20 protein-coding genes are annotated in these 22304 nt (G+C 44.7%); 14 read left to right on the forward strand and 6 right to left on the reverse strand.

Translation table 11 applies throughout. The features are described from left to right. Positions 1–6: 6 nt before the first annotated feature. From tpiA to rlmE, 5 genes are all read right to left on the reverse strand, one after another. Positions 7–750 (reverse strand): triose-phosphate isomerase, encoded by a 744-nt coding sequence (gene tpiA / locus ACGHAV_RS02460; protein WP_390375935.1) that lies wholly within the window; start codon positions 748–750, stop codon positions 7–9. 96 nt (positions 751–846) lie between these two features. Then, the gene (gene glmM / locus ACGHAV_RS02465) at positions 847–2190 is read right to left on the reverse strand and encodes a phosphoglucosamine mutase (RefSeq protein WP_390375938.1); all 1344 of its coding nucleotides are present in this window, start codon (positions 2188–2190) and stop codon (positions 847–849) included. Positions 2191–2199: 9 nt separating this feature from the next. Then, positions 2200–3024 carry a dihydropteroate synthase gene (folP, locus tag ACGHAV_RS02470; RefSeq protein WP_390375941.1) on the reverse strand — a complete coding sequence of 275 codons (825 nt, stop codon included), beginning with the start codon at positions 3022–3024 and terminating at the stop codon, positions 2200–2202. Positions 3025–3111: 87 nt separating this feature from the next. Further along, a complete protein-coding gene (gene ftsH / locus ACGHAV_RS02475; RefSeq protein ID WP_390375944.1) occupies positions 3112–5058 on the reverse strand; it encodes an ATP-dependent zinc metalloprotease FtsH in 1947 nt (648 codons plus the stop codon). A 101-nt stretch (positions 5059–5159) separates the two neighbouring features. Continuing rightward, positions 5160–5789, reverse strand: coding sequence for a 23S rRNA (uridine(2552)-2'-O)-methyltransferase RlmE (gene rlmE / locus ACGHAV_RS02480; protein WP_334014325.1), 630 nt, complete (start codon positions 5787–5789; stop codon positions 5160–5162). A gap of 95 nt (positions 5790–5884) precedes the next feature. Between rlmE and yhbY the strand changes: the two genes are divergently transcribed. Beyond that, a complete protein-coding gene (gene yhbY, locus ACGHAV_RS02485; protein ID WP_334014326.1) occupies positions 5885–6178 on the forward strand; it encodes a ribosome assembly RNA-binding protein YhbY in 294 nt (97 codons plus the stop codon). 94 nt (positions 6179–6272) lie between these two features. Further along, positions 6273–7049 (forward strand): SDR family NAD(P)-dependent oxidoreductase, encoded by a 777-nt coding sequence (locus ACGHAV_RS02490; RefSeq protein WP_390375948.1) that lies wholly within the window; start codon positions 6273–6275, stop codon positions 7047–7049. A gap of 63 nt (positions 7050–7112) precedes the next feature. On the opposite strand, the gene ACGHAV_RS02495 is transcribed toward ACGHAV_RS02490, so the two are convergent. Continuing rightward, positions 7113–9521, reverse strand: a complete 2409-nt coding sequence (locus ACGHAV_RS02495; RefSeq protein WP_390375951.1) for a Lon protease family protein — start codon at positions 9519–9521, stop codon at positions 7113–7115. Between the two features lie 228 nt (positions 9522–9749). Here ACGHAV_RS02495 and ACGHAV_RS02500 point away from each other — a divergent pair, with 228 nt between their 5' ends. From ACGHAV_RS02500 to ybeD, 12 genes are all read left to right on the forward strand, one after another. Continuing rightward, positions 9750–10340 carry an SRPBCC domain-containing protein gene (locus ACGHAV_RS02500; RefSeq protein ID WP_390375954.1) on the forward strand — a complete coding sequence of 197 codons (591 nt, stop codon included), beginning with the start codon at positions 9750–9752 and terminating at the stop codon, positions 10338–10340. Between the two features lie 206 nt (positions 10341–10546). After that, positions 10547–13150 (forward strand): leucine--tRNA ligase, encoded by a 2604-nt coding sequence (leuS, locus tag ACGHAV_RS02505; protein WP_390375957.1) that lies wholly within the window; start codon positions 10547–10549, stop codon positions 13148–13150. Positions 13151–13161: 11 nt separating this feature from the next. After that, entirely contained in the window at positions 13162–13680 is a 519-nt protein-coding gene (gene lptE, locus ACGHAV_RS02510) for an LPS assembly lipoprotein LptE (protein WP_334014331.1), read from the forward strand. A gap of 65 nt (positions 13681–13745) precedes the next feature. Next, positions 13746–14774 (forward strand): DNA polymerase III subunit delta, encoded by a 1029-nt coding sequence (gene holA, locus ACGHAV_RS02515; protein ID WP_390375960.1) that lies wholly within the window; start codon positions 13746–13748, stop codon positions 14772–14774. A gap of 2 nt (positions 14775–14776) precedes the next feature. Next, on the forward strand, positions 14777–15460 hold the full coding sequence (nadD, locus tag ACGHAV_RS02520) for a nicotinate (nicotinamide) nucleotide adenylyltransferase (RefSeq protein WP_390375963.1): 684 nt from the start codon (positions 14777–14779) through the stop codon (positions 15458–15460). Positions 15461–15476: 16 nt separating this feature from the next. Continuing rightward, complete coding sequence (rsfS, locus tag ACGHAV_RS02525; protein WP_334014334.1) at positions 15477–15794, forward strand: ribosome silencing factor; 318 nt, start codon at positions 15477–15479, stop codon at positions 15792–15794. 64 nt (positions 15795–15858) lie between these two features. Then, the gene (gene rlmH / locus ACGHAV_RS02530) at positions 15859–16329 is read left to right on the forward strand and encodes a 23S rRNA (pseudouridine(1915)-N(3))-methyltransferase RlmH (protein WP_334014335.1); all 471 of its coding nucleotides are present in this window, start codon (positions 15859–15861) and stop codon (positions 16327–16329) included. Between the two features lie 28 nt (positions 16330–16357). Continuing rightward, positions 16358–18313, forward strand: a complete 1956-nt coding sequence (mrdA, locus tag ACGHAV_RS02535; protein ID WP_390375968.1) for a penicillin-binding protein 2 — start codon at positions 16358–16360, stop codon at positions 18311–18313. Continuing rightward, positions 18313–19428 carry a rod shape-determining protein RodA gene (gene rodA, locus ACGHAV_RS02540; protein ID WP_390375971.1) on the forward strand — a complete coding sequence of 372 codons (1116 nt, stop codon included), beginning with the start codon at positions 18313–18315 and terminating at the stop codon, positions 19426–19428. Before mrdA ends, rodA begins: the two co-directional genes overlap by 1 nt. A 59-nt stretch (positions 19429–19487) precedes the next feature. Next, complete coding sequence (locus ACGHAV_RS02545; protein WP_390376059.1) at positions 19488–20384, forward strand: septal ring lytic transglycosylase RlpA family protein; 897 nt, start codon at positions 19488–19490, stop codon at positions 20382–20384. A gap of 315 nt (positions 20385–20699) precedes the next feature. Next, positions 20700–21884, forward strand: coding sequence for a D-alanyl-D-alanine carboxypeptidase family protein (locus tag ACGHAV_RS02550; protein ID WP_334014339.1), 1185 nt, complete (start codon positions 20700–20702; stop codon positions 21882–21884). 153 nt (positions 21885–22037) lie between these two features. Then, positions 22038–22301, forward strand: a complete 264-nt coding sequence (gene ybeD / locus ACGHAV_RS02555; RefSeq protein WP_334014340.1) for a DUF493 family protein YbeD — start codon at positions 22038–22040, stop codon at positions 22299–22301. The last annotated feature ends 3 nt before the right edge of the window (positions 22302–22304 follow it).

A 22304-nucleotide genomic window follows, 5' to 3' on the forward strand; every position in this document is an offset into this window, starting at 1 on the left:
ACCTCGTCAGTCTGCCGCTTGGCAAATTGAAATAAAATCTTCTGCTTTTAAACTAGCTCCGCCAATTAAGCCACCGTCTACGTCTTTCTGAGCAAACAGCGTTTCGGCGTTATCAGGCTTAACACTGCCACCGTATAATATACGAAGACCTTGTGCTAAGTCGGCGTCTACTTTCTCAAAGTAGCCGCGAATAAATTCGTGAACTTCTTGTGCTTGTTGCGGGCTTGCAGTTTTACCTGTGCCTATAGCCCAGATAGGCTCGTATGCAACGACTGTTTTACTGAGTTCTTCAACAGAAAGGGCTTCAACAACTGCGTCTAGCTGTGCAGCAACGAATGACTCTACATTCCCAGCCTCGCGAACGTCTAGTGATTCACCCACACAGATGATTGGTGTGATACCTTCACTAACACACTTTTTCGCTTTTTGAGCAACGAGTGTGTTGGATTCACCTTGGTCTTCACGACGCTCAGAGTGCCCTACAATTGCATACTCACATCCGGCTTCTTTCAGCATTTCAACCGAAAGTTCGCCTGTATGAGCGCCATTGTCTAAGTGGCTAACGTTTTGAGCACCAATTGAAAAGGTTGAATTATTGAAGCCGTGAAGAAGCGTAGCAGGAGAACATATTACTATGTCAGCCTGAGCACTTACTGAAGCAAGCTTTTCATTGAAGTCTGCCACAAGTGACATGCTTCCGTTCATTTTCCAATTGCCAGCCACGAATGGCTTTCTTACATTTTTACTCACAACGCAGACCTTAGCCCTGTCTTTTAAGCGGGCGTGATATTAACTATTTAATCACTAAGTTACAAGCACAAATAGCGAAAATCGCAGCTACGCCAACTAATTGGCGAGATTACGAACAGTTTGCGCGATATGCTCTGCCCACTTCTCAGACTGCTGTTCGTCGTTAGACTCAACCATCACTCTAATAAGAGGTTCAGTGCCGCTTTTACGCAACAATACCCTTCCCGTTTTACCTAATGCCGCTTCAGCTTCTTCCTTCGAGGCCTGAACATCGGCATGAGCAAGATAATCAACGTCTTTGTTTGCGTAACGCACGTTAATTAAGGTTTGCGGATACATCTCAAAACCGCTGGCAAGGTCGTGTAAGTCCATGTGAGAACGAAGCATTGCAGCCACTACCTGCAAACCAGCCACAATACCATCACCAGTAGAACTCATGTTTAAATTCAATACGTGACCAGAGTTTTCACCACCAATAGACCAACCTTTTTGCTGTAACAGTTCCATGACATATCTGTCACCCACGTTACTTCTTGCAAATGGAACGCCCAGCTTGCTTAGTGCATTTTCAAGACCAAGATTGCTCATTAGCGTGCCAACTACACCACCTTGTAAGTTGCCGTTCTTTAGCGCATCGCGGGCAATGATGTAGACAATTTGGTCACCGTCTAAAATGTTACCTAAATGATCTACCATCATGATGCGATCGCCATCACCGTCAAGAGCAAAGCCAAGATCAGCACCTGCCTCTTTCACTTTTGCTACAATCGCATCCATAGAGGTTGCACCAACGCTGTCGTTGATATTTAAACCATTTGGCGCAGTTCCAAGCTCAATAACCGTTGCACCTAATTCACGCAATACATTTGGTGCAATGTGATAAGTTGCGCCATGGGCACAATCAACCACAATTTTAAGCCCTGTAAGAGATAAATCAGAAGGGAACGTGCCTTTACAGAATTCAATATAGCGACCTGCTGCGTCATCAATACGATTGGCTTTACCCAGCTTATCAGACGCTACGCACGTCATAGGACGTTCAAGCATTTCTTCAATGGCAAGTTCGATATCGTCATCTAATTTGAAGCCTTGTGCAGAGAAGAACTTGATACCGTTGTCATAAAACGGATTATGAGAGGCACTAATAACAATGCCAGCCTCAGAACGAAATGTTTTGGTTAAATACGCAATCGCTGGCGTTGGCATTGGTCCTAGAAGGCCAATATTAATACCGGCTGCTGACAAGCCGGCTTCCAACGCAGACTCGAGCATATAGCCAGAAATACGTGTATCTTTACCAATTAAAACCTTGTTTGTGCCGCGTCCTGCAAGCACTTTACCTGCTGCCCAACCAAGCTTGGTTACAAATTCTGGATTGATGTTGCTTTCACCAACCTTACCTCGAATACCATCAGTACCAAAATACTTACGCTGAGTCATTTTTATTCCTTATTTGATTGTGTTCAGCATTTTTACGATGTTTACCGCATCCGCAGTTTCTTGCACATCGTGTACGCGAATTATTTGTGCGCCCATTTGGGCTACAATTGTAGCGAGGGATATGCTTCCAGCCAAGCGTTCATCCACGTTTCTATTGAGTAAGTTACCAATCATAGACTTACGAGACATACCGACTAGCACTGGATAACCCAAATCCATAATATTCGGTAAATATTTAACCAACGCGTAGTTATGCTCCAACGTTTTCCCAAAGCCGTAACCAGGGTCAAGCAATATTCTAGATTCATCTATACCCGCATCCATGCAAGCCTGTACACGATGTTCAAGAAACGCGCTAACATCTTTCACTACATCATCATACGTTGGATTTTGTTGCATAGTACGCGGTTGTCCCTGCATATGCATTAAACACACAGGTACATCAGTTTGCGCTGCTGCCTTTAGTGCGCCTTCGCCAGTTAGCGCTCGAACATCATTAATTAAGCCTGCACCAGCATTAACAGCGGCTGTCATAACTTCTGCTTTGCTCGTGTCTATGGAAATAACGCATTCGCTCTTATCAGCAAGAGCTTCAATAACTGGAATGGTGCGATCGAGCTCTTCTTGTAGACTTACATCTGGTGCGCCCGGACGTGTTGATTCTCCGCCAATATCAATAAATGTAGCGCCCTGCTCTATCATTTTTAGCGCATGGTCTACTGCCTGCTGAACCGTAGAATGCTTGCCTCCGTCTGAGAATGAGTCGGGGGTAACATTTAAAATGCCCATTACCTGAGGCTCGCTGAGTGAAATAAAATGCTTTCCAAACTGCATGTTCTTCTCGCTACTTCTTTTGAATTTTTTAGAGTGCTAATAAAAAACGCCAGCAGAACTGGCGTTTTTTATTAAGTGTAAGCAGGATTAACTTGGAATGTCGCCCGGCTTACCAACCGATGGCTTATCAACGCCATCGTTTTTGATTTCGCCTTCACGAACCGGCGAACCACCGCTAGGCTTGTCACCGTCTGAGCGCTGGCTGTCGTCCCAATCCGCAGGAGGACGAACATCAGTACGATTCATTAAATCATCAATTTGTTTCGCATCAATGGTTTCGTACTTCATTAGTGCGTCTTTCATTGTGTGAAGGATATCGATGTTATCTTCAAGGATCTTCTGAGCACGTTCGTAGTTGCGATCGATAAGTGACTTAATTTCCGCGTCAATTGCGCGCGCCGTATCATCAGACATGTTAGTTGCTTTAGACATAGACTTGCCTAAGAAAACTTCACCTTCGTCTTCAGCATACAACATTGGCCCCATCTTGCTAGATAAGCCCCACTGCGTAACCATCTTACGAGCAATCTCGGTTGCACGCTCAATGTCATTAGACGCACCAGTTGTCACTTTGTCATCACCGTAAATGATAGCTTCTGCAATACGGCCACCGAACAAGCTAGAAATCATACTTTCTAGGTGCTGCTTAGAGTGACTCACACGATCTTGCTCTGGAAGATACATGGTTACACCCAATGCTCTACCGCGAGGAATGATAGACACTTTGTAAACCGGATCGTGCTCTGGTACTAAACGACCCACTATAGCGTGACCCGCTTCGTGGTATGCCGTCATTTCCTTTTCTGGCTCAGACATAACCATAGACTTACGCTCAGAGCCCATCATGATTTTGTCTTTCGCTTTCTCGAACTCTTCCATCGATACTAGACGCTTGTTACCGCGCGCTGCAAATAGCGCTGCTTCGTTAACAAGGTTTGCCAAGTCGGCACCAGAAAAGCCAGGCGTACCACGAGCAATCACAGATGGCTCTACGTTATCAGCAACTGGCACTTTGCGAATGTGAACTTTAAGAATTTGTTCACGACCACGAATGTCTGGAAGACCAACAACAACTTGTCGGTCGAAACGACCTGGGCGAAGCAACGCAGGGTCAAGTACGTCAGGACGGTTGGTTGCCGCAATAACGATAATACCTTCGTGGCCTTCAAAGCCATCCATTTCAACAAGCATTTGGTTAAGTGTTTGTTCACGCTCGTCGTGACCACCACCTAAACCAGCTCCACGTTGACGGCCAACTGCGTCTATCTCGTCGATAAAGATAATACAAGGCGCTGCTTTCTTCGCTTGTTCGAACATATCGCGAACACGAGAAGCACCAACACCTACGAACATTTCCACAAAGTCAGAACCAGAAATAGTAAAGAACGGTACTTTTGCTTCACCAGCGATAGCTTTAGCCAGTAGCGTTTTACCTGTACCTGGAGGACCTACCATTAATACGCCTTTTGGAATTTTACCGCCAAGCTTTTGGAATTTAGATGGGTCACGCAGAAAATCTACCAGCTCTGAAACGTCTTCTTTCGCTTCGTCACAGCCAGCGACATCGGCAAATGTTGTTTTAATTTGGTCCTCGCCAAGCAAACGCGCTTTGCTTTTACCGAACGACATTGCGCCACGGCCGCCACCACCTTGCATTTGACGCATGAAGAAAATCCACACACCAATAAGCAACAGCATTGGGAACCAAGAGATGAATATAGACGTTAGAAGAGACTGCTCTTCAGGTGGTTCGCCATAAACCCTTACGTCGTTTTTAACTAAGTCAGAAACTAACTTGTCGTCGAAGTAAGGAACGAAAGTTTGGAATGTCTCGCCTGAACGCTTTGTACCGCGAATCTCGCCACTATTATTGATGCGAACTTCACGAATATTTCCCTGTTCTGCTTCTCTTAAGAATGTCGTGTAGTCTGTTTGTGAGCGAGCTGATTCACTAGGTGAAAAGCTCTGGAACACCGACATTAACACAACCGCGATGACTAACCATAAAATTAAATTTTTTGCCATATCGCTCAATGCTACTAACCTCTATAAATCGGAATTGCTTCGATATTCAACAACTTGCTTGTCGAACAACCAGTACAACTCGCAACGAATAACGCTTATCTCAAAGCGTACTACACTTTATACCCACAAGCCACCAAATACACCTCACGAGACCGCGATCTCGACGAGTCTGGCTTGCGCGTTTTTATTGTGGTGAAAGATTGTTTAAGTGCGTTCATAAACTCAACAAACCCCTCCCCTTGGAACACTTTAATAACGAATGACCCGCCTGGCTTTAGTACCTGATGACACATATCAAGCGCCAGCTCACACAGGTACATTGAACGAGATTGATCAACCGCCGAATTGCCCGCCATGTTAGGTGCCATATCCGACAACACTATATCTACGTTCTTGCCGCCAATTCTGTTCAATAAGGCCTCTAACACTTCGTCTTCTCTGAAGTCGCCTTGTAAGAAGTCAACACCTACGATGGGATCCATTGGCAAGATATCGCACGCGATGACTTGACCGTTATCGCCTACTTGCTGCGCAACAAATTGAGACCAACCGCCGGGGGCAGCACCTAGGTCGACAAGCGTCATCCCCGGCTTTATAAGCTTATCTTTTTTCTGAATTTCTTCCAGTTTGTAAATGGCACGAGATCGCCAACCTTCCTTTTGTGCTTTTTGCACATAGTGGTCATTTACGTGTTCTTGTAGCCAGCGTTTACTACTGGCAGAGTGTTTCTTTTTTGTCATTCCAGCACAATGTCATTAGGATTGTAGAGAAGATGGCGTTAGAATACGTTATTTCAAGCATAAACTAACAGATTAATTGTAAGAATTATTACTTCATGAAACTTTCAAATAAACAGAAACAATTTCTTAAAGGCCTTGCTCACCCGCTTAAGCCTGTTGTACAGCTAGGTGCAAACGGTCTTACTGAGGGCGTGGTAGCTGAAATTGATAGCGCGCTTAACCATCACGAATTAATTAAAGTTAAGGTTCCCACCGACGACCGTGAAGAGAAAGCGCTAATTATGGACGCTATCGTTCGCGAGACATCGTCTGTAAAGCTTCAGGTAATTGGTCATACGCTAATTATTTACCGTCAAAGCGAAGACTGTAAAATTCAGTTGCCAAAATAATGCAATTGAAGGTGCCGATGCCCGTCGGCACCATAGTTTTTCTTCTTACTTCCCGTTAACATCACGTTAATAATAGTGAATACACGGGAATATCATGACGTTAAATAATCTCACCGCCATTGTAACCGGCGGCTGCTCTGGTCTTGGGCATGCTACTGCCATTGCGCTTCGAGAAGCAGGTGCTAATGTAAGCCTTTTCGACCTTAATGAAGAGATGGGCGCGCAACGCGTTGAAGAACTCGGTAACGACAATACGCTTTTCAACAAAGTTGATGTACGCGATGAAGCGCAAGTACAAGCGGCTATTGAAGCTACAGCGGCTAAATTCGGCAACATTGCTTTACTAGTAAACTGCGCGGGTATTGCACCGGCAAAGCGTTTATTAGACAGAGAAGCCAACCCAGCCCCGCTTGGAGATTTCCAAACTACTATCGATATCAACTTAGTTGGCAGCTTTAACGTTGCTCGACTGGTTGCTGCGCAAATGGCAAAACAATCGCCTCTTAACGAAGAAGGTGAACGCGGTCTTATTATTAATACTGCATCAGTCGCGGGCTATGAAGGTCAAATAGGCCAAACAGCGTACGCAGCGAGTAAAGGCGGAATTATTGGTCTTACTTTACCTATGGCCCGCGATTTAGCACCACTAGGTATTCGAGTAAACACCATTGCACCTGGCGTGATGGGCACACCTATGTTGCTTGCAATGCCAGAAAAAGTGCAAGATGCGCTTTCTGCTAACGTACAGTTTCCTAAGCGTTTAGGCCTACCAGCTGAATTCGGCAAGCTAGTAATCCATATGGCTAATAACAGCTACCTAAACGGCGAGACAGTGCGCCTAGATGGCGGCCTACGTATGCCACCAAAATAAGCTGGCTTATTAATTTCAAAAAAAGGGAGCAGATGCTCCCTTTTTTGTCACAGAATGAATGACCTATTCACCATCACCGCCATTTACAATAAGCGCAATGTTGTACAAGCGATTTACTGCATGGTAGTTGATGGAATTTTTTGGATAGCGACCTTTAGAGCTAATTTTTCCGGCTTCTTGCTCCATTAAAATGGTCAAAGCGTCATCTACAGTCTCAACGGTATAAATGTGGAAAAGCCCTTTTTTAACTGCATCTACCACGGTGGCATCTAACACTAAATTAATGGCGTTTGATTTAGGAATGATAACGCCCTGTGTTCCCGTTAAACCGCGGTGCTGACATAAATCGAAGAACCCTTCAATTTTTTCATTAACACCTCCCACAGCCTGCACTTCACCGTATTGGTTGATTGAACCTGTAATGGCCAAGGTTTGAAGACATGGAATTTCAGTGAGGGCAGAAATAAGAGCTACTAACTCCCCTAAAGACGCGCTATCCCCATCGATATGTCCATAAGACTGCTCTAAGGCAATGTTTGCCGATAACGTTAGCGGGAAATGTTGAGCGTACTTATTCCCAAGATAACCATTTAGTAGCATAACGCCTTTAGAATGAATTGGCTGACCAAGCTCAACCTCGCGTTCAATATCTACTACACCGCTGGCGCCAGCAAACACGGTTGAGGTAATACGCGCAGGCGTTCCAAATGCTGTATCACCAATATCTAGAACCGTTAAGCCGTTTACCGTACCCACAGCTTTACCCTCTGTGGCAATAAGTACATGCCCTTCTTTTATGTCGTTTAGCAGCGCTTGACTTACTCTTCCTGTACGACGTTTTTTGGCACTCAATGCCGCTTTAAGATGATCGAGTTCAAGGACATTTGTATTGGCGCTCGCATTCGATTTCTTACTAAAATAATGCGCTTCGTTTACCAACTCAATCACTTCTGCAAAATGCGCCGACAGCTTTTCTTTGTGTTCAGCCATACGAAGCGAGTATTCAACTAAACGGCACATGGCATTGGTGGTAATACTTTCAAGCCCAAGTGAATACACATGCGCTCGCACCTTCCCTACAAAATCAAAAAGCGCTTGTTTAGTAACGGGGATTTCTAAATCGAAATCAACTAATACGCGAAAGAGCTCATCGAATTCATCGTCGTAGTCTTGCAAGGTGTAATACAAGTCTCTCGACCCAAGCAAAACAATCTTGACGTTTAGGTCAACGGGCTGTGGATTTAAGGTAATGTTATTTACCATGCCCACATCTTGTTGCGGCAAATCCATACGCAAACGCGTAGATTTGATGGCAAGCTTTAATGAGTCCCATACATAAGGTTGCTCAATAAGTTGGTCGACATCTAACAATAAATAGCCGCCATTTGCCCGGTGCAGCGCACCTGGCTGAATCATTCTGTAATTTGTGAAAACGCTACCGTGAATGTTTGTATATTCAATTTTGCCAAACAGGTTTTGATAGGTTGGATTGGGCTCATAAATAACTGGTGCAGCATCATCTATTTTGTTCGACACCAGCACATTAGGTAGAAATTGTTCTTCAAGAAAAACTTTCTTGTCGAAATCATCGCTTTTTTCGTCTTTCTGCTCTTCGCTATGAATAACTGAGATTGCCGAGACTAATGCATTTTTTACCTGCTTAAGGTATTTCATCACCCCTAGCGCTGCAGCGTATTTATGCTCTAGCACTTTAATAAGTGGCTTAATACCTTGCTCAGCGGTGGTTGTATCTAATTCGCGCAAACGTTCTGAGTTCTCGCGCTTCCATGCGGGCAAGCTGAGTAAGTTCTCGCTTAAGCGGTTCTCAAGTTCATCAATGATAGTATAGAAGCGCTCACGGTCGCTCTCGCTAAACGATGCAAACTCAGTATCACTTACCGGTTTACCGTTGATAATGGGCGAAAATGTTATAGACCCGCCTTCTTCGTATAAGGCAACGTCATTGGCTTGTGCATAGCGCTCAACTGCATCAATGGCTGCATCGTATTTTTGTTCAAATTCGCGAGTAATAGATGCCCTTCTACGCTGATAGCCTGGGTTATCGAAAGCAATTGGTAGTGAATCAAGCACATCATCTATCAAATTTGCCATATCTTTTTGGAAAGTCTTACCACCGCCTGGCGGAAAACGTAACACTACTGGCTCTCGCTCTTCGTCAAAATTATTGATATAGCACCAATCATCTGGAGCGGTTGAATGCGATACATGACGTTCAATATAGTCTTTTACAAGCGTGAATCGACCTGTGGCTGGCTCACCCATCACATAAAGGTTGTAACCTTTTGTATTCAAGCCAAGTCCAAAAGTGAGCGCTTCGCGGGCGCGCTCTTGACCAATAAATGTGGCGTTTAGCGCTTCATTGTCTTTCAGCGCACTATTTATTGCTCTGCGATTTATGGTCGGTGTTAACGCGTCTACATCAAGCGCGTACAAAGTGGTGTCTACAGACATGCTTATCTATCGTTATTACTTTGAAGTAAGTGAAACCCTTATTCGAAGACGTGTCAAACGCTTATCCTGAATAAAACATGGTTTTACTGTCAACTGAACAAGAAAACATCACAACGTGAATTAAAACAGCGTTAAAAAGACTCTGTGTGACTTGTACACTCTTTGCTACTATCACCATACGCACATAATCAATCGCGACAAAAATAGAAGCACAAACGAGAATGTAGAATGAAAACTTCACAAGTAGAACAAAATCGTAAGCTGTCATTTAAGAGTAAAGTTAGTGCAGCATTTATAGGGTTGATAGCGACTGCGTTCTTTCATAGCAGTGCATTAGCCGACGTTAATTATGCAAACACCAATGGATTTTCAATTACCAATAGCAGTACAAGCAGTGCGCCCGTGGAAGCCGTATACTCGCACTTTGTACAACACGTTGACATGTGGTGGCCTAAAGATCACACCTGGTGGAAAGGTACGCTAAGTATCGATGAATTAGCGGGTGGCTGTTTTTGCGAAACTCACAATGCAAAAAGTGCAGCACATATGCAGATTGCGTATATCGAGCCTAATAAGAAAGTAGTGATGACTGGCGGTCTTGGCCCCCTTCAAGAAATGGGTATTTATGGCGCCCTTACCTGGTTATTTACAGAAACTGACTCAGGAACAAAGGTAACACTAACCTACCACGCTTCAGGTGCAATTCAATTCAACGGTGTATTAAGCAGTAGTGAAGACGCAACAAACTTAGTGAAAGTAGTTGATAAAGTTCAGGCGCAGCAATTAAAAGCCCTCACCGCTTTTAGCAACGAAAATTAGTGTCGCATGTGTTGCGCGTAAAATAGTGACCGCAGACATGTGCAAAGTGGTCACTTTTCCAGCAAGCGGCAATAAAAATAGCACAAGTCTCGCCTAAGCTATTGAGGCATAGCTTAGCGCTGGGGTATTCTATTGGGCTAAATGGCGTTTAAACACGTCAAAACGACCTATAAATGATCAACTTTTAATGCGGAAGCCTACGTTTCATGGCCGATAATCAGTACAACCCTAAAGATATAGAACAACGTGTTCAACAATACTGGGAAGATAATCAATCTTTCAAGGCAAACGACAATGAAGACAAAGAGAAGTTCTATTGTCTGTCTATGTTCCCTTATCCTAGCGGTCGACTCCATATGGGTCACGTACGTAACTACACTATTGGCGATGTAATCAGCCGCTACCAGCGCATGCAGGGTAAAAACGTAATGCAGCCAATGGGCTGGGACGCCTTCGGTCTTCCTGCTGAGAATGCGGCAATTAACAACAACACGGCACCTGCTAAGTGGACGTACTCCAATATCGATTACATGAAGTCGCAGCTTCGCTCATTAGGATTCGGTTACGACTGGAGCCGCGAAGTTGCTACCTGTAAATCTGATTACTATCGCTGGGAACAGTGGTTCTTCACTCGCTTGTATGAAAAAGGCTTGGTTTATAAGAAGAACTCTACCGTAAACTGGGACCCAGTAGACCAAACCGTACTCGCCAATGAGCAAGTTATCGATGGTCGAGGCTGGCGTTCAGGTGCACTAGTTGAACAAAAAGAAATTCCTCAGTGGTTTATTAAAATTACTGATTACGCAGAAGAATTGTTAGGCGATCTCGAGCAACTAGAAGAGTGGCCTGATCAGGTTCGCGCCATGCAAGCAAACTGGATTGGCCGTTCAGAGGGTGTAGAGATTACCTTCGAAATGGCGTCTGCTGTAAACGACATTTCAGATTTAACGGTTTATACCACTCGTCCAGACACGTTTTACGGCGTAACTTACGTTGCGGTAGCAGCACAACACCCGCTTGCTGAATTTGCTGCGAAATCAAACCCAGAGCTTGCAGCATTTATCGAAGAATGCAAAAACACCAAAGTAGCTGAAGCAGAACTTGCTACGATGGAGAAAAAAGGTTGTGCAACAGGTTTTGAAGTTGTACACCCGCTAACAGGTGAGAAGCTTCCTATTTGGGTAGCTAACTTCGTATTGATGGATTACGGTTCAGGTGCCGTTATGGCAGTACCTGGTCACGACCAGCGTGATTGGGAGTTTGCAACCAAATATAACTTACCTATCCAGCAAGTTATTGCTGCAAAAGCCGGTGACGAAGAAAACTGTGATTTAAGCACGTCTGCTTACACTGAAAAAGGGACGTTAATAAACTCCGACAAATTTGACGGTGCAGACTTTGACGCAGCGTTTAATGGCATTGCCGATGAATTAGAAGCAAAAGGCTGTGGTAAACGAAAAGTAAACTATCGCCTACGCGATTGGGGTGTAAGCCGCCAGCGTTACTGGGGCGCGCCTATTCCAATGCTTAACTTGGAAAATGGTGAGTCGGTACCTGTGCCTGCAGATCAACTTCCGGTTGTACTACCTGAAGATGTTGAAATGGACGGTGTTACTTCGCCTATTAAAGCAGACCCAGAGTGGGCAAAAACCACTTATAACGGTGAACCGGCGCTGCGCGAAACCGATACCTTCGATACCTTTATGGAATCATCTTGGTATTACGCACGTTACGCTTGTGCAACCAACACCGACGCAATGTTAGACCCAACGGCGGCAAACTACTGGCTGCCTGTAGATCAGTATATCGGTGGTATTGAGCACGCCATTTTGCACTTATTATACTCTCGCTTTTTCCATAAATTACTTCGCGACGAAGGCCTGGTTGACTCTGATGAGCCGTTCAAACGCCTATTGTGTCAAGGCATGGTATTGGCAGATTCTTACTACCGTGAAGATGCTGCAGGCAAGAAAACATGGTTCTCGCCAACTGAAGTAAGCACAGAAAAAGACGACAAAGGGCGCATTGTTAAAGCATGGCTAACTGCCGATGGTGAAGAAGTTATTCACGGCGGCATGACTAAGATGTCAAAGTCGAAGAACAACGGCATAGACCCTCAAGAAGTGATTGACCAATACGGTGCTGATACCGTTCGCTTATTCACTATGTTTGCAGCACCACCGGAACAAACGCTAGAGTGGGTAGATTCAGGTGTTGAAGGTGCTAACCGTTTCCTTCGCCGAATTTGGAAACTAGTCACTGAGCACGTTGAAAAAGGTGCAGCGGTTGCTGTTGATGCGAAAGCGTTAACGAAAGACCAGCAAGCCCTACGTAGAGAAGTACATAAAACCATTGAAAAGGTATCTGACGACCTTGGCCGCCGCCAAACGTTTAATACTGCTGTGGCCGCGATTATGGAGCTTCTTAATCACCTTCAAAAAGCGCCACAAGACAACGAGCAAGATATTGCCATTATGCGCGAAGCCGTTGAATCTGTACTGTTGTTACTGAACCCAATAACGCCGCACATAGCGCATGAACTGTGGAAAGTGCTTGGTCATAACGAAGATATTGACGTAGCGCCATGGCCGCAAGCCGATAAAGCAGCGCTGGTAGAAGATGAAAAGCTCATCATTGTTCAAGTTAACGGTAAAGTGCGCGCAAAAATGACCATTGCGGCTGATGCAACGAAAGATGCAATTGAAGAAGCAGCGAAGGAGCAACCTAACGTACAGCAGTTTATTGATGGGAAAACTATCCGCAAGGTTATCGTGGTTCCAGGTAAGCTTGTCAATATAGTTGCCAACTAGGTATTTGTGAGATGAAAACGTACTTTCAACGTGCTGCAGTTTTACTTTGTGCCATCGTGCTTACTGGCTGTGGCTTCCACTTGCGAAGTGGTCCAAGCCTGCCAGACAACATTAACACTGTGGCCATTGAAAGTGCGCGAGCACACGCGCCGTTGGCGCGTGCGCTAAAAACCCATCTTGACGTGTATGGACTTAGTGCAGTACCTACCGATACTAGCCCTAATGCTAAAAACGTTAACATTTACCTGTTACCAGAACAGTTGGAAAGGCAGCTTCTTTCTGTATACCCATCAGGCCAAGTCGCTGAGTATGAGCTTATCTATGTGGTTCGCTATCGCGTACAGTTTCCTGGCAAAGAAGCGCAAATGGCACAGTTTGAAGTGGTAAGAGACTACCAGGACGATCCTGATCAAGTACTTGCAAAATCACGTGAGCTTGAGTTAATGCTTGACGAGATGCGAAACGAAGCTGCAGATATTATTGTGCGTCGTTTATCTAGCCAAGCCGTAGCTGCTGTTGATTTGCCCTAGGCTTTTGTTATTAGCACGTACTTTTAAACGTTCATCCACAAACCAATATCCATTAGCGCTTATTCATGCAAATTTATCCAAATCAATTTTCGCAAGATATTAACAAGGCACTACGCCCTTGTTATTTGATATTTGGTGATGAGCCACAGCAAAAGTTTGATGTTATTGAACAGATCCGCTCAAAAGCGAAAACAAGCGGTTTTGTCGAGCGCACGGTATTGGTAGCGGAATCTGGTTTCTCGTGGAATCAGCTAATCGAAGCAACACAAAGCATGTCGCTGTTTTCATCACAGCAGTTTATCGAATTGGAGCTACCAACGGGCAAGCCTGGTACTGAGGGCAGTAAAATGCTGCAAGAAGTGGCGGCAAACTTGAACCCCGATATTTTGTTATTAGTACACGGCCCCAAAATTGGTAAAGATGTACAGCGTGGCAAATGGTTTAAAGTGCTTGATGAAATTGGCGTTTCCGTACTTTGCTATCCGCTTGAAGGTAAGCAATTAAACGCATGGATTAACACACAGCTTCAGTCTCATCAGCTTTCTGTTTCACCTGCCGGTGCTAAAATGATAAGCGATTTTTGCGAAGGCAATATGCTTGCTGCTAAGCAGGAAATAGACAAGCTTGCACTGCTTTACCCGCAGCAATCTGTGTCGGAAGCACAGATTGAGCAAGCAATGGTAGATCAATCTCGCTATAACGTATTCCAGTTGGTAGACGTTATGCTTAACGGCGAAAACACGCGCTGCGTAAAAATGCTCTATCGATTAGAAAGTGAGGGATTAGAGCCAAATATTGTTATCTGGGCGCTTATTCGTGAGTGGGAACAATTGTGGAAGCTTAAAACGGCACTACAAAACCGTGAGCCTATTCAGTGGCAAAAGTTTGGTATTTGGCGAAACAGACAAAGCTACTATCAAAACGCACTCAACCGCTTAAGCATTGAACAGCTAGAAGATATACAACAGGCATTAACAAAAGCCGACCATGCTTTTAAACAAAACGTCATTTCCCGCCCCTATATTGAGCTGTGTCACCTTTGTATGATGTTTATGGGGCTAGATCTTCGTGCAGTTCCTCTGTTGGACGCGTAAACGTGTCTAACGCCCAACATCCATCAATTACCGCCATTCTCGGCGGTACCTTTAATCCTCCTCATCAAGGTCATATCAATGCGGCCTTAAGTGCTGCCGATACGTTAGGTATAGACAACGTTCAGTTAATGCCTTCGAAGCTGCCGCCACATAAACAGATTGATGTGTCGGAAGTGCATCGTGTGAACATGATTGAACTCAGCTGCCAAGGCAACGAGAGGTTGTCACCACAGCTTATTGAGTTATCGCTGCCTTCGCCGTCTTACACAGTAAAAACACTGCGAGCATTAAAACAGGCTTCAAGCGATACAATCTGTTTTTTCATTGGTGCCGATTCGCTGTATAATCTAGACCAATGGTACGAATGGGAGGCGTTACTTTCTTATTGTCACTTAATTGTGATGAGAAGAGATAGTGAAACCTTCTCACCAGGCCCCGCAATAACGCGCTGGCTTGGAAAAAACGCTATCACTAACAAAGATGAGCTTTACACTAAACCCAATGGTTGCGTTCTGCTTGTCGACACCCCACTGTTTAATGTGTCCTCTACAGCATTACGCGACATGCTGTGCAAGCGCAGTAACATTGATAAAAACGGTGATGAAAGCAGTGCAGACATATTAGATCAATGGCTTCCTTCGGGTGTTATTGAATATATTGAAGCAAATCAGTTATATAAAAGTTAAGTAAGTGAGGAAACTCTTGGAGAGTACACAACTCAAACAATTCGTTATTGATAAAATTGACGATATGAAAGCCCGTGACGTTATTGAACTAGACGTACGCGGCAAGTCTACTATTACCGACACCATGATTATCTGCTCAGGTAATTCAAAGCGTCATGTGTCTTCTATTGCTGAAAACGTGATGGTTGAAGCTAAAAATGCTGGGCATGCACCAAGCAGCGTTGAAGGTAAAGAAACGGGTGAATGGGTACTTGTAGACTTTGGCGATATTATTTTGCACGTTATGCAAGATGAAACCCGTGACTTCTATCAGCTAGAAAAGCTTTGGTCTTAAGGCAAGCACGCGTTTGATAAAGTGTATAGGCAGTAAATGCCGAAAGAAGTAAAAGGAAGGCAGTGTGCGGATTCAAATAGTGGCCGTGGGTACAAAAATGCCCAGCTGGGTAAATACTGGAGTTGATGAGTTTATTCGTCGATTCCCTAGTGATATGCCAGTAAGCTTCACTGAAATACCTGCAGGAAAGCGTGGGAAAAACGCCGATATCAAGCGCATCTTAGAAAAAGAAGGCGAGCAAATGCTTGCTGCTATTCCCAAGGGAAATCGCGTTGTAACCTTAGAGGTTACCGGTAAACCTTGGGACACCCCTACCCTTGCTAAACAGCTAGACAACTGGAAAATGGATGGACGCGATGTAAGCTTGCTTATTGGCGGTCCTGAAGGCCTTGCTCCTGAGTGCATCGCAGCGTCTGAACAAAAATGGTCGCTGTCGGCGCTAACGTTGCCGCACCCTCTAGTGCGTATTATTTTAACGGAAAGTTTGTATCGGGCTTGGTCTGTCACTCAAAACCATCCCTATCATCGAGAATAGACTTACAGTACTCATGCAAAGGAAATCAATGCACCGCAAGCGTCAAGCAATACGAGACCACTCCGCCGAGGCAAACCTTTTCGCCCGCAGAGCTACCATCGCTTTCGTTATTGTTGTTGCCATGCTGGGCATTGTGTTGAACAATCTTTACTCACTTCAAGTTACGCAATACGAAGACTATCAAACCCGCTCAAACGGTAACCGGATAAAAGTACTTCCAGTAGCGCCCAATCGCGGCCTCATTTACGATAGAAACGGTATTCTTTTGGCAGAGAATCGACCTGTTTTCAGCTTGGAAGTCATTCCCGAGCAAGTAAAAGACATAGATAAAACCCTTAGCGAACTAACCTCGCTAATGGGAATTACTAATGATGAACTTGAGCGATTTCAGTCTACATTAAAAGGCACTCGGCGATTCAAACCCGTTGCACTGCGAACCCAATTAAGCGAAGAAGAAGTGGCGCTATTTTCCGCCAGTAAACATAAATTTCCCGGTGTTCAAATTGAAGCTCGTCTTGCCCGTTACTACCCCTACAAAGATACCCTCACTCATGCACTGGGCTACGTAGCTCGCATTAACAAACGAGATTTGCAAAAACTCGTTGAAGCCGGCCAAGAAGACAATTACGCAGCCACTCACGACATTGGTAAACTGGGTATTGAGAAATATCATGAAGAATTACTTCACGGCGAGGTTGGTTATCAGCAGGTTGAGGTAAATAACCAAGGGCGCATTATTCGCGTACTTAATGTAGATCCGCCTACACCAGGCAAAGACATTGTGCTAAATCTTGATTTAGAGCTTCAGTTGGAAGCCCAGCGCATTATAGAGGGTATTCGCGGTGCTATTGTTGTCACGGATGTTAAAACCGGTGGTGTGCTAGCGCTTTATTCAAACCCCAGCTACGACCCTAACCTATTTGTTCATGGCATTAGCAGCAAAAACTACTCGGCGCTTTTAAATTCACCAGATAGACCCCTTATCAATAGAGCCACTCAGGGCCAATACCCGCCAGCATCAACCGTAAAGCCGCACCTAGGTTTATTAGGTCTTGAAGAAGGTATAATTACCAAAGACTACACCATCGTTGATAACGGTCGTTATCAATTGCCCAACGTATCACACACGTGGCGTGACTGGCGCAGTTGGGGCCATGGTAATGTCAACGTGTCTAAGGCCATTGAAGTATCGTGCGATACGTTTTATTACGACTTAGCGTACAAACTTGGTATCGATAAAATTAGCGAAGCGATGTACGAGTTTGGTTTTGGCGATTTTACCGGTATCGATTTGTATGAAGAGTCGGACGCGAATATGCCAAGTAGAGGCTGGAAACGCGCCCGTTTTAATCAACCATGGTATGTGGGCGATACTATTCCAGTAGGTATTGGTCAAAGCTACTGGACCACAACCCCAGTACAGCTTACTCATTCAGTCAATGCGCTTATCAATCGAGGTGAGCGCTACATACCACAGATTATTCGCGGCTATAAAAACCCCGACAGCACTGTGGACTTAATACCATTAAAATCACTTCGTCCAATTGAAATAAAAAACCAAGAAAACTTAGATGTGATTTTAAATGCCATGCACGACGTGGTTAGCGGTGAAGAAGGTGGTGCTCGTACAGCATTTGCCGACACAAACTACGACTCTGCAGGTAAAACAGGAACCGCACAGTTGTTCACCGTGGGTCAAAACGAAAAATACGATGCGACTAAAATAGATGAACGACTGCGCGATAACGCCATGTATGTAGGTTTTGCACCGTTTAATGACCCTGAAATTTCCGTTACGGTAGTGCTTGAAAACGTAGGTGGCGGTAGTAAGAATGCCGCACCAGTGGCTCGTCAAATCATGGACTTTTATTTTAGAGATCGCGTTTTCGATGTTGCTTCCACACAGAGTAATAAAGACGCTGACTCTAAAAACCAGCCAAATTATTCGCATCAACACCAAGAAAGCGTAAGTAGCGGCCATTAATGAAAAGAACAACAATAAATCCAAACAAAGTGAGCTTTCTGCAGCGCATACATATTGATGGCTGGCTTCTCGTTGGCCTTCTAGTATTAAGCGGTGTGGGTCTTTTCACACTGTACTCTGCATCGGGTCAGGATGCTGGACAAATGGAACGTCAGTTTGTGCGCTTAAGTTTAAGCTTTATCGTCATGTTTGCGCTTGCTCAACTTCCACCAGGTTTTTATCGACGCTTGTCCACCTATGCATTTGCGTTAGGGCTATTAATGCTGATAGCGGTGCTGTTGTTTGGCGATATGGGCAAAGGCGCACAGCGTTGGTTAGATCTTGGCTTTATTCGCTTTCAACCATCTGAACTTATGAAACTTGCAGTACCTATGATGGTGGCTTGGTATATCAGTAAATTCACTATGCCACCGCGCACTACACATATAGTAATAGGGTTTGGGCTGGTTGTTGTGCCTACCATTTTAATTGCCAAGCAGCCCGACTTGGGAACGTCACTTCTGATCGCCAGTTCGGGAATATTTGCCATATTTCTTGCCGGAATGAGCTGGCGCTTAATCTCTATAGTGGGTGCGCTTATAAGTGCATTTACGCCTGTCATGTGGTTTTTCCTAATGAAAGACTATCAAAAACAGCGCGTGTTAACTTTTTTGAACCCTGAGAGCGACCCTTTGGGCTCCGGCTACCATATTATTCAATCTAAAATAGCTATCGGTTCAGGTGGCGTGGACGGCAAAGGTTGGCTGCAAGGCACTCAGTCTCAATTAGAATTTTTGCCCGAACGTCATACCGATTTTATTTTCTCTGTGTTCAGTGAAGAGTTTGGCCTTACTGGTGTAATGGTATTGCTGGCAATTTATCTTTTCATCATTGCGCGAGGCCTAATTATTTCAAGCCGAGCCCAAGACGCCTACTCTAAATTACTAGGCGGCAGTATAACGCTTACATTTTTTGTTTATGTGTTTGTAAATATGGGCATGGTATCGGGTCTTTTGCCGGTTGTTGGTGTTCCTCTTCCGTTAGTGAGCTATGGCGGCACGTCTATGGTGACTTTAATGGCTGGCTTTGGCATTCTAATGTCAATTGCTACTCAAAAACGATTGATGTCACGGTAGAAAACATGTTGTTTAAGCATAGTGAGAACCACGCACTTAGATTTACCAAAACGTTTTTTATGCTTATTTGTGTTGCGTTGATTGTGGGCTGTGAATCTACACCTTCAGGTCGATACGCACAAAAGCACGACTCGGCTCCACGCCATATAGCTAAAGAGCCAGAAACGCTTGATGCAGTGCCTAAGTATGAAGCCTACCGCATGTTCAACAGTCGCCCTTATAAGGTGCTTGGTAAACACTATACGCCAATGACGTCGGGCAAGGGCTATGAACAAACGGGATACGCCAGCTGGTATGGTCAGAAATTCCACGGGCACTTAACGTCGAACGGTGAAACTTACAACATGTTTGCCATGAGCGCAGCTCACAAGACGCTTCCCCTGCCCTCATATGTTCGTGTGACGAATCTAGAAAACAATAAACAAGCTATTGTACGCGTGAACGATAGAGGCCCTTTTCACGATAACCGCATTATCGATTTATCTTATGCCGCTGCGGTAAAGTTAGGCTATCACAGTAAAGGCACGACAAAAGTTAAGCTTGAAGTTATCCATTTTGACGAACACAACAACGTGACTATAGGGAATAGGCCTACCGTATCTTATGACGAGTATTTAGGTATCGACGCCACGCCCGCCGTTGCCAGCAATACTAACGAAGGCATGCTGATAGACGGTGAGACCTATTCAGAATCAGGCGCAGAAAATGCAATGCAAGCGCAAGGTGAACAAGCTATGTTTATACAGGTAGCTGCCTTGTCCGACGCCAAAAAAGCGAAATCGATATCAAATGTGCTGTCGGCACTTTATCAAATTCCTGCCCATCTTCCTCAGGCAGAAAGTATCTACAAATTGCAGCTTGGTCCCATCTACGATGAAGCTATAGTCGAGGAAGTGTTACAACAACTTCGACAAAACGGTTACCCAAATGCCTACGCTCTATCGCAACCATATTAGGTCAAACGCATTAGCTGAAACGCCGCAGGCTGAACACAATTCAATCAACAACATGGCGCAATTGTGTCATTTAACAGGCAATATCAGAGTTTCTTCGTCTAATACCTACTCACGCCTAAACTTTTTTGATAAAACCTAGTCTTATACTCAGCCTTTCGATAGGATCACCCCATCGTCATTCAACATCGTTGAAGGCTGAACTACTAAAACGCTAATTTGGGTAGCTTAGATATCGTGATAATTATAGTTTCACGTATTGTCTTTATCTTATTGCTACACACATAAACGGATAAAACGGTCAAAGATATTAGAACCATGCATAGAACAATTCAACGCGCTAAACCGTCATTACTTTCATTCGCCTTCCTTCTGATCGGCGCTTTGCTAAACATTGCTCACGCAGCGGTTGTTACACCGCCGGCCCCCACTGTTGCAGCTGAAGGTTTCTTACTTACCGATTTTGAAACAGGTCACGTTATTGCTTCGAAAAACGCCGACATGCAGTTGGCTCCGGCAAGCCTTACAAAAATAATGACGATTTACGTTATCGGTAAAGAGCTTCAAGCAGGCAACATCAGCCTAGACGACGAAGTGACCATTTCTGAAAACGCGTGGGCTAAAAAATTCCCTGACTCGTCAAAAATGTTTATAGAAGTAGGTACGCAGGTTTCTGTTCGTGATCTCCTCCGCGGTATTGTGGTGCAGTCGGGTAACGACGCTTGTGTTGCAATGGCCGAACACGTAGCAGGGTCAGAGTCAGCCTTTGCTAGCATGATGAATGCACACTCTCAGTCGTTAGGCCTTGTAGGCTCAAACTGGGTTAATGCACACGGCTTGCACGACCCAGACCACTATACAACACCACGTGACATGGCAGTGCTTTCAAGAGCATTGATTGCTGAAACGCCTGAAATGTACAAAATTTACAGCGAGAAAGAGTTCACCTTTAACGGTATCAAGCAGTATAACCGCAACAGCCTACTTTGGGACAAAAGCCTTAACGTAGACGGTATTAAAACGGGTCATACGTCAGATGCTGGCTACAGCCTTATTACCTCAGCAGAACAAGGCGATATGCGCCTTATTTCGGTTGTAATGGGCACAGACAGTGAGCGTGCTCGTAAGGTAGAAAACAAGAAGCTACTTAAGTACGGGTTTAGATTCTTCGAAACACTAACCCCTTATCAAGCAGGTCATAGTTTTGTAGCGCACCGCATCTACATGGGTGACAGAGAAACGGTAGACCTTGGAATTAACCAATCTACCCCCATTACTATCCCACGCGGCCAAGCCGCTAATCTTGAAGCGAATTTCGAGCTTGATAAGAAGCTAGAAGCGCCGCTGGCAAAAGGCCAAGTGGTAGGTAAGCTTTACCTTCAATTAGATGGTGAAGACGTGGCAAGTTATCCGCTAGTCACCCTTCAAGAAGTAAAAGAAGGTAGCTTTTTCAACCGAATGAAAGACTACATTATGCTTCAACTAGGTTTTGATGATGAATAAACATAAGCCTTTTATTCTATTTCATGGGTAAATAGGTTTACACGCCAAGCGTGTTAGCTATGTTTTTTTAGCGTAAATGCTAGTTGTGAAGCGGCCAGATTTGTTACAATCTGGCCGTTTTTTATATGAGATTGACAGTACCAAGGATATCGCATGGATACCCGTTTCGACGAACTATTAGACTTCCCAACAAACCAAACTTTTAAAGTGATGGGTGTGGCACATGAAGACCTGCCTCAACAGGTAGTATCGTGTTTGCAGCAGCACGCACCAGGCGACTACTCTCCTGCAGTTAAACCAAGCAGTAAAGGCACGTATCATTCGGTATCGGTTAGTGTGCGAGTTACCAGTAAAGAGCACATGGAAACGATTTACACAGAGCTAGCAAAACTAGAACTGGTTAGGGTTGTCCTGTAAGTG

The organism is Alteromonas sp. MTD1 (assembly GCF_042848195.1).
In the GTDB taxonomy this organism is placed as follows: Bacteria; Pseudomonadota; Gammaproteobacteria; order Enterobacterales; family Alteromonadaceae; genus Alteromonas.

Excerpts from the sequence above, each read along its gene's own strand:
- yhbY (WP_334014326.1), top strand. The coding sequence starts at position 5,885 with ATGAAACTTTCAAATAAACAGAAACAATTTCTTAAAGGCCTTGCTCAC.
- ybeD (WP_334014340.1), top strand. The coding sequence starts at position 22,038 with ATGGATACCCGTTTCGACGAACTATTAGACTTCCCAACAAACCAAACT.
- ACGHAV_RS02545 (WP_390376059.1), top strand. The coding sequence starts at position 19,488 with ATGCTTATTTGTGTTGCGTTGATTGTGGGCTGTGAATCTACACCTTCA.
- folP (WP_390375941.1), bottom strand. The coding sequence starts at position 3,024 with ATGCAGTTTGGAAAGCATTTTATTTCACTCAGCGAGCCTCAGGTAATG.
- ACGHAV_RS02490 (WP_390375948.1), top strand. The coding sequence starts at position 6,273 with ATGACGTTAAATAATCTCACCGCCATTGTAACCGGCGGCTGCTCTGGT.
- ACGHAV_RS02495 (WP_390375951.1), bottom strand. The coding sequence starts at position 9,521 with ATGTCTGTAGACACCACTTTGTACGCGCTTGATGTAGACGCGTTAACA.
- lptE (WP_334014331.1), top strand. The coding sequence starts at position 13,162 with ATGAAAACGTACTTTCAACGTGCTGCAGTTTTACTTTGTGCCATCGTG.
- mrdA (WP_390375968.1), top strand. The coding sequence starts at position 16,358 with ATGCACCGCAAGCGTCAAGCAATACGAGACCACTCCGCCGAGGCAAAC.
- ACGHAV_RS02550 (WP_334014339.1), top strand. The coding sequence starts at position 20,700 with ATGCATAGAACAATTCAACGCGCTAAACCGTCATTACTTTCATTCGCC.
- leuS (WP_390375957.1), top strand. The coding sequence starts at position 10,547 with ATGGCCGATAATCAGTACAACCCTAAAGATATAGAACAACGTGTTCAA.
- glmM (WP_390375938.1), bottom strand. The coding sequence starts at position 2,190 with ATGACTCAGCGTAAGTATTTTGGTACTGATGGTATTCGAGGTAAGGTT.
- rodA (WP_390375971.1), top strand. The coding sequence starts at position 18,313 with ATGAAAAGAACAACAATAAATCCAAACAAAGTGAGCTTTCTGCAGCGC.
- holA (WP_390375960.1), top strand. The coding sequence starts at position 13,746 with ATGCAAATTTATCCAAATCAATTTTCGCAAGATATTAACAAGGCACTA.
- ACGHAV_RS02500 (WP_390375954.1), top strand. The coding sequence starts at position 9,750 with ATGAAAACTTCACAAGTAGAACAAAATCGTAAGCTGTCATTTAAGAGT.
- rlmE (WP_334014325.1), bottom strand. The coding sequence starts at position 5,789 with ATGACAAAAAAGAAACACTCTGCCAGTAGTAAACGCTGGCTACAAGAA.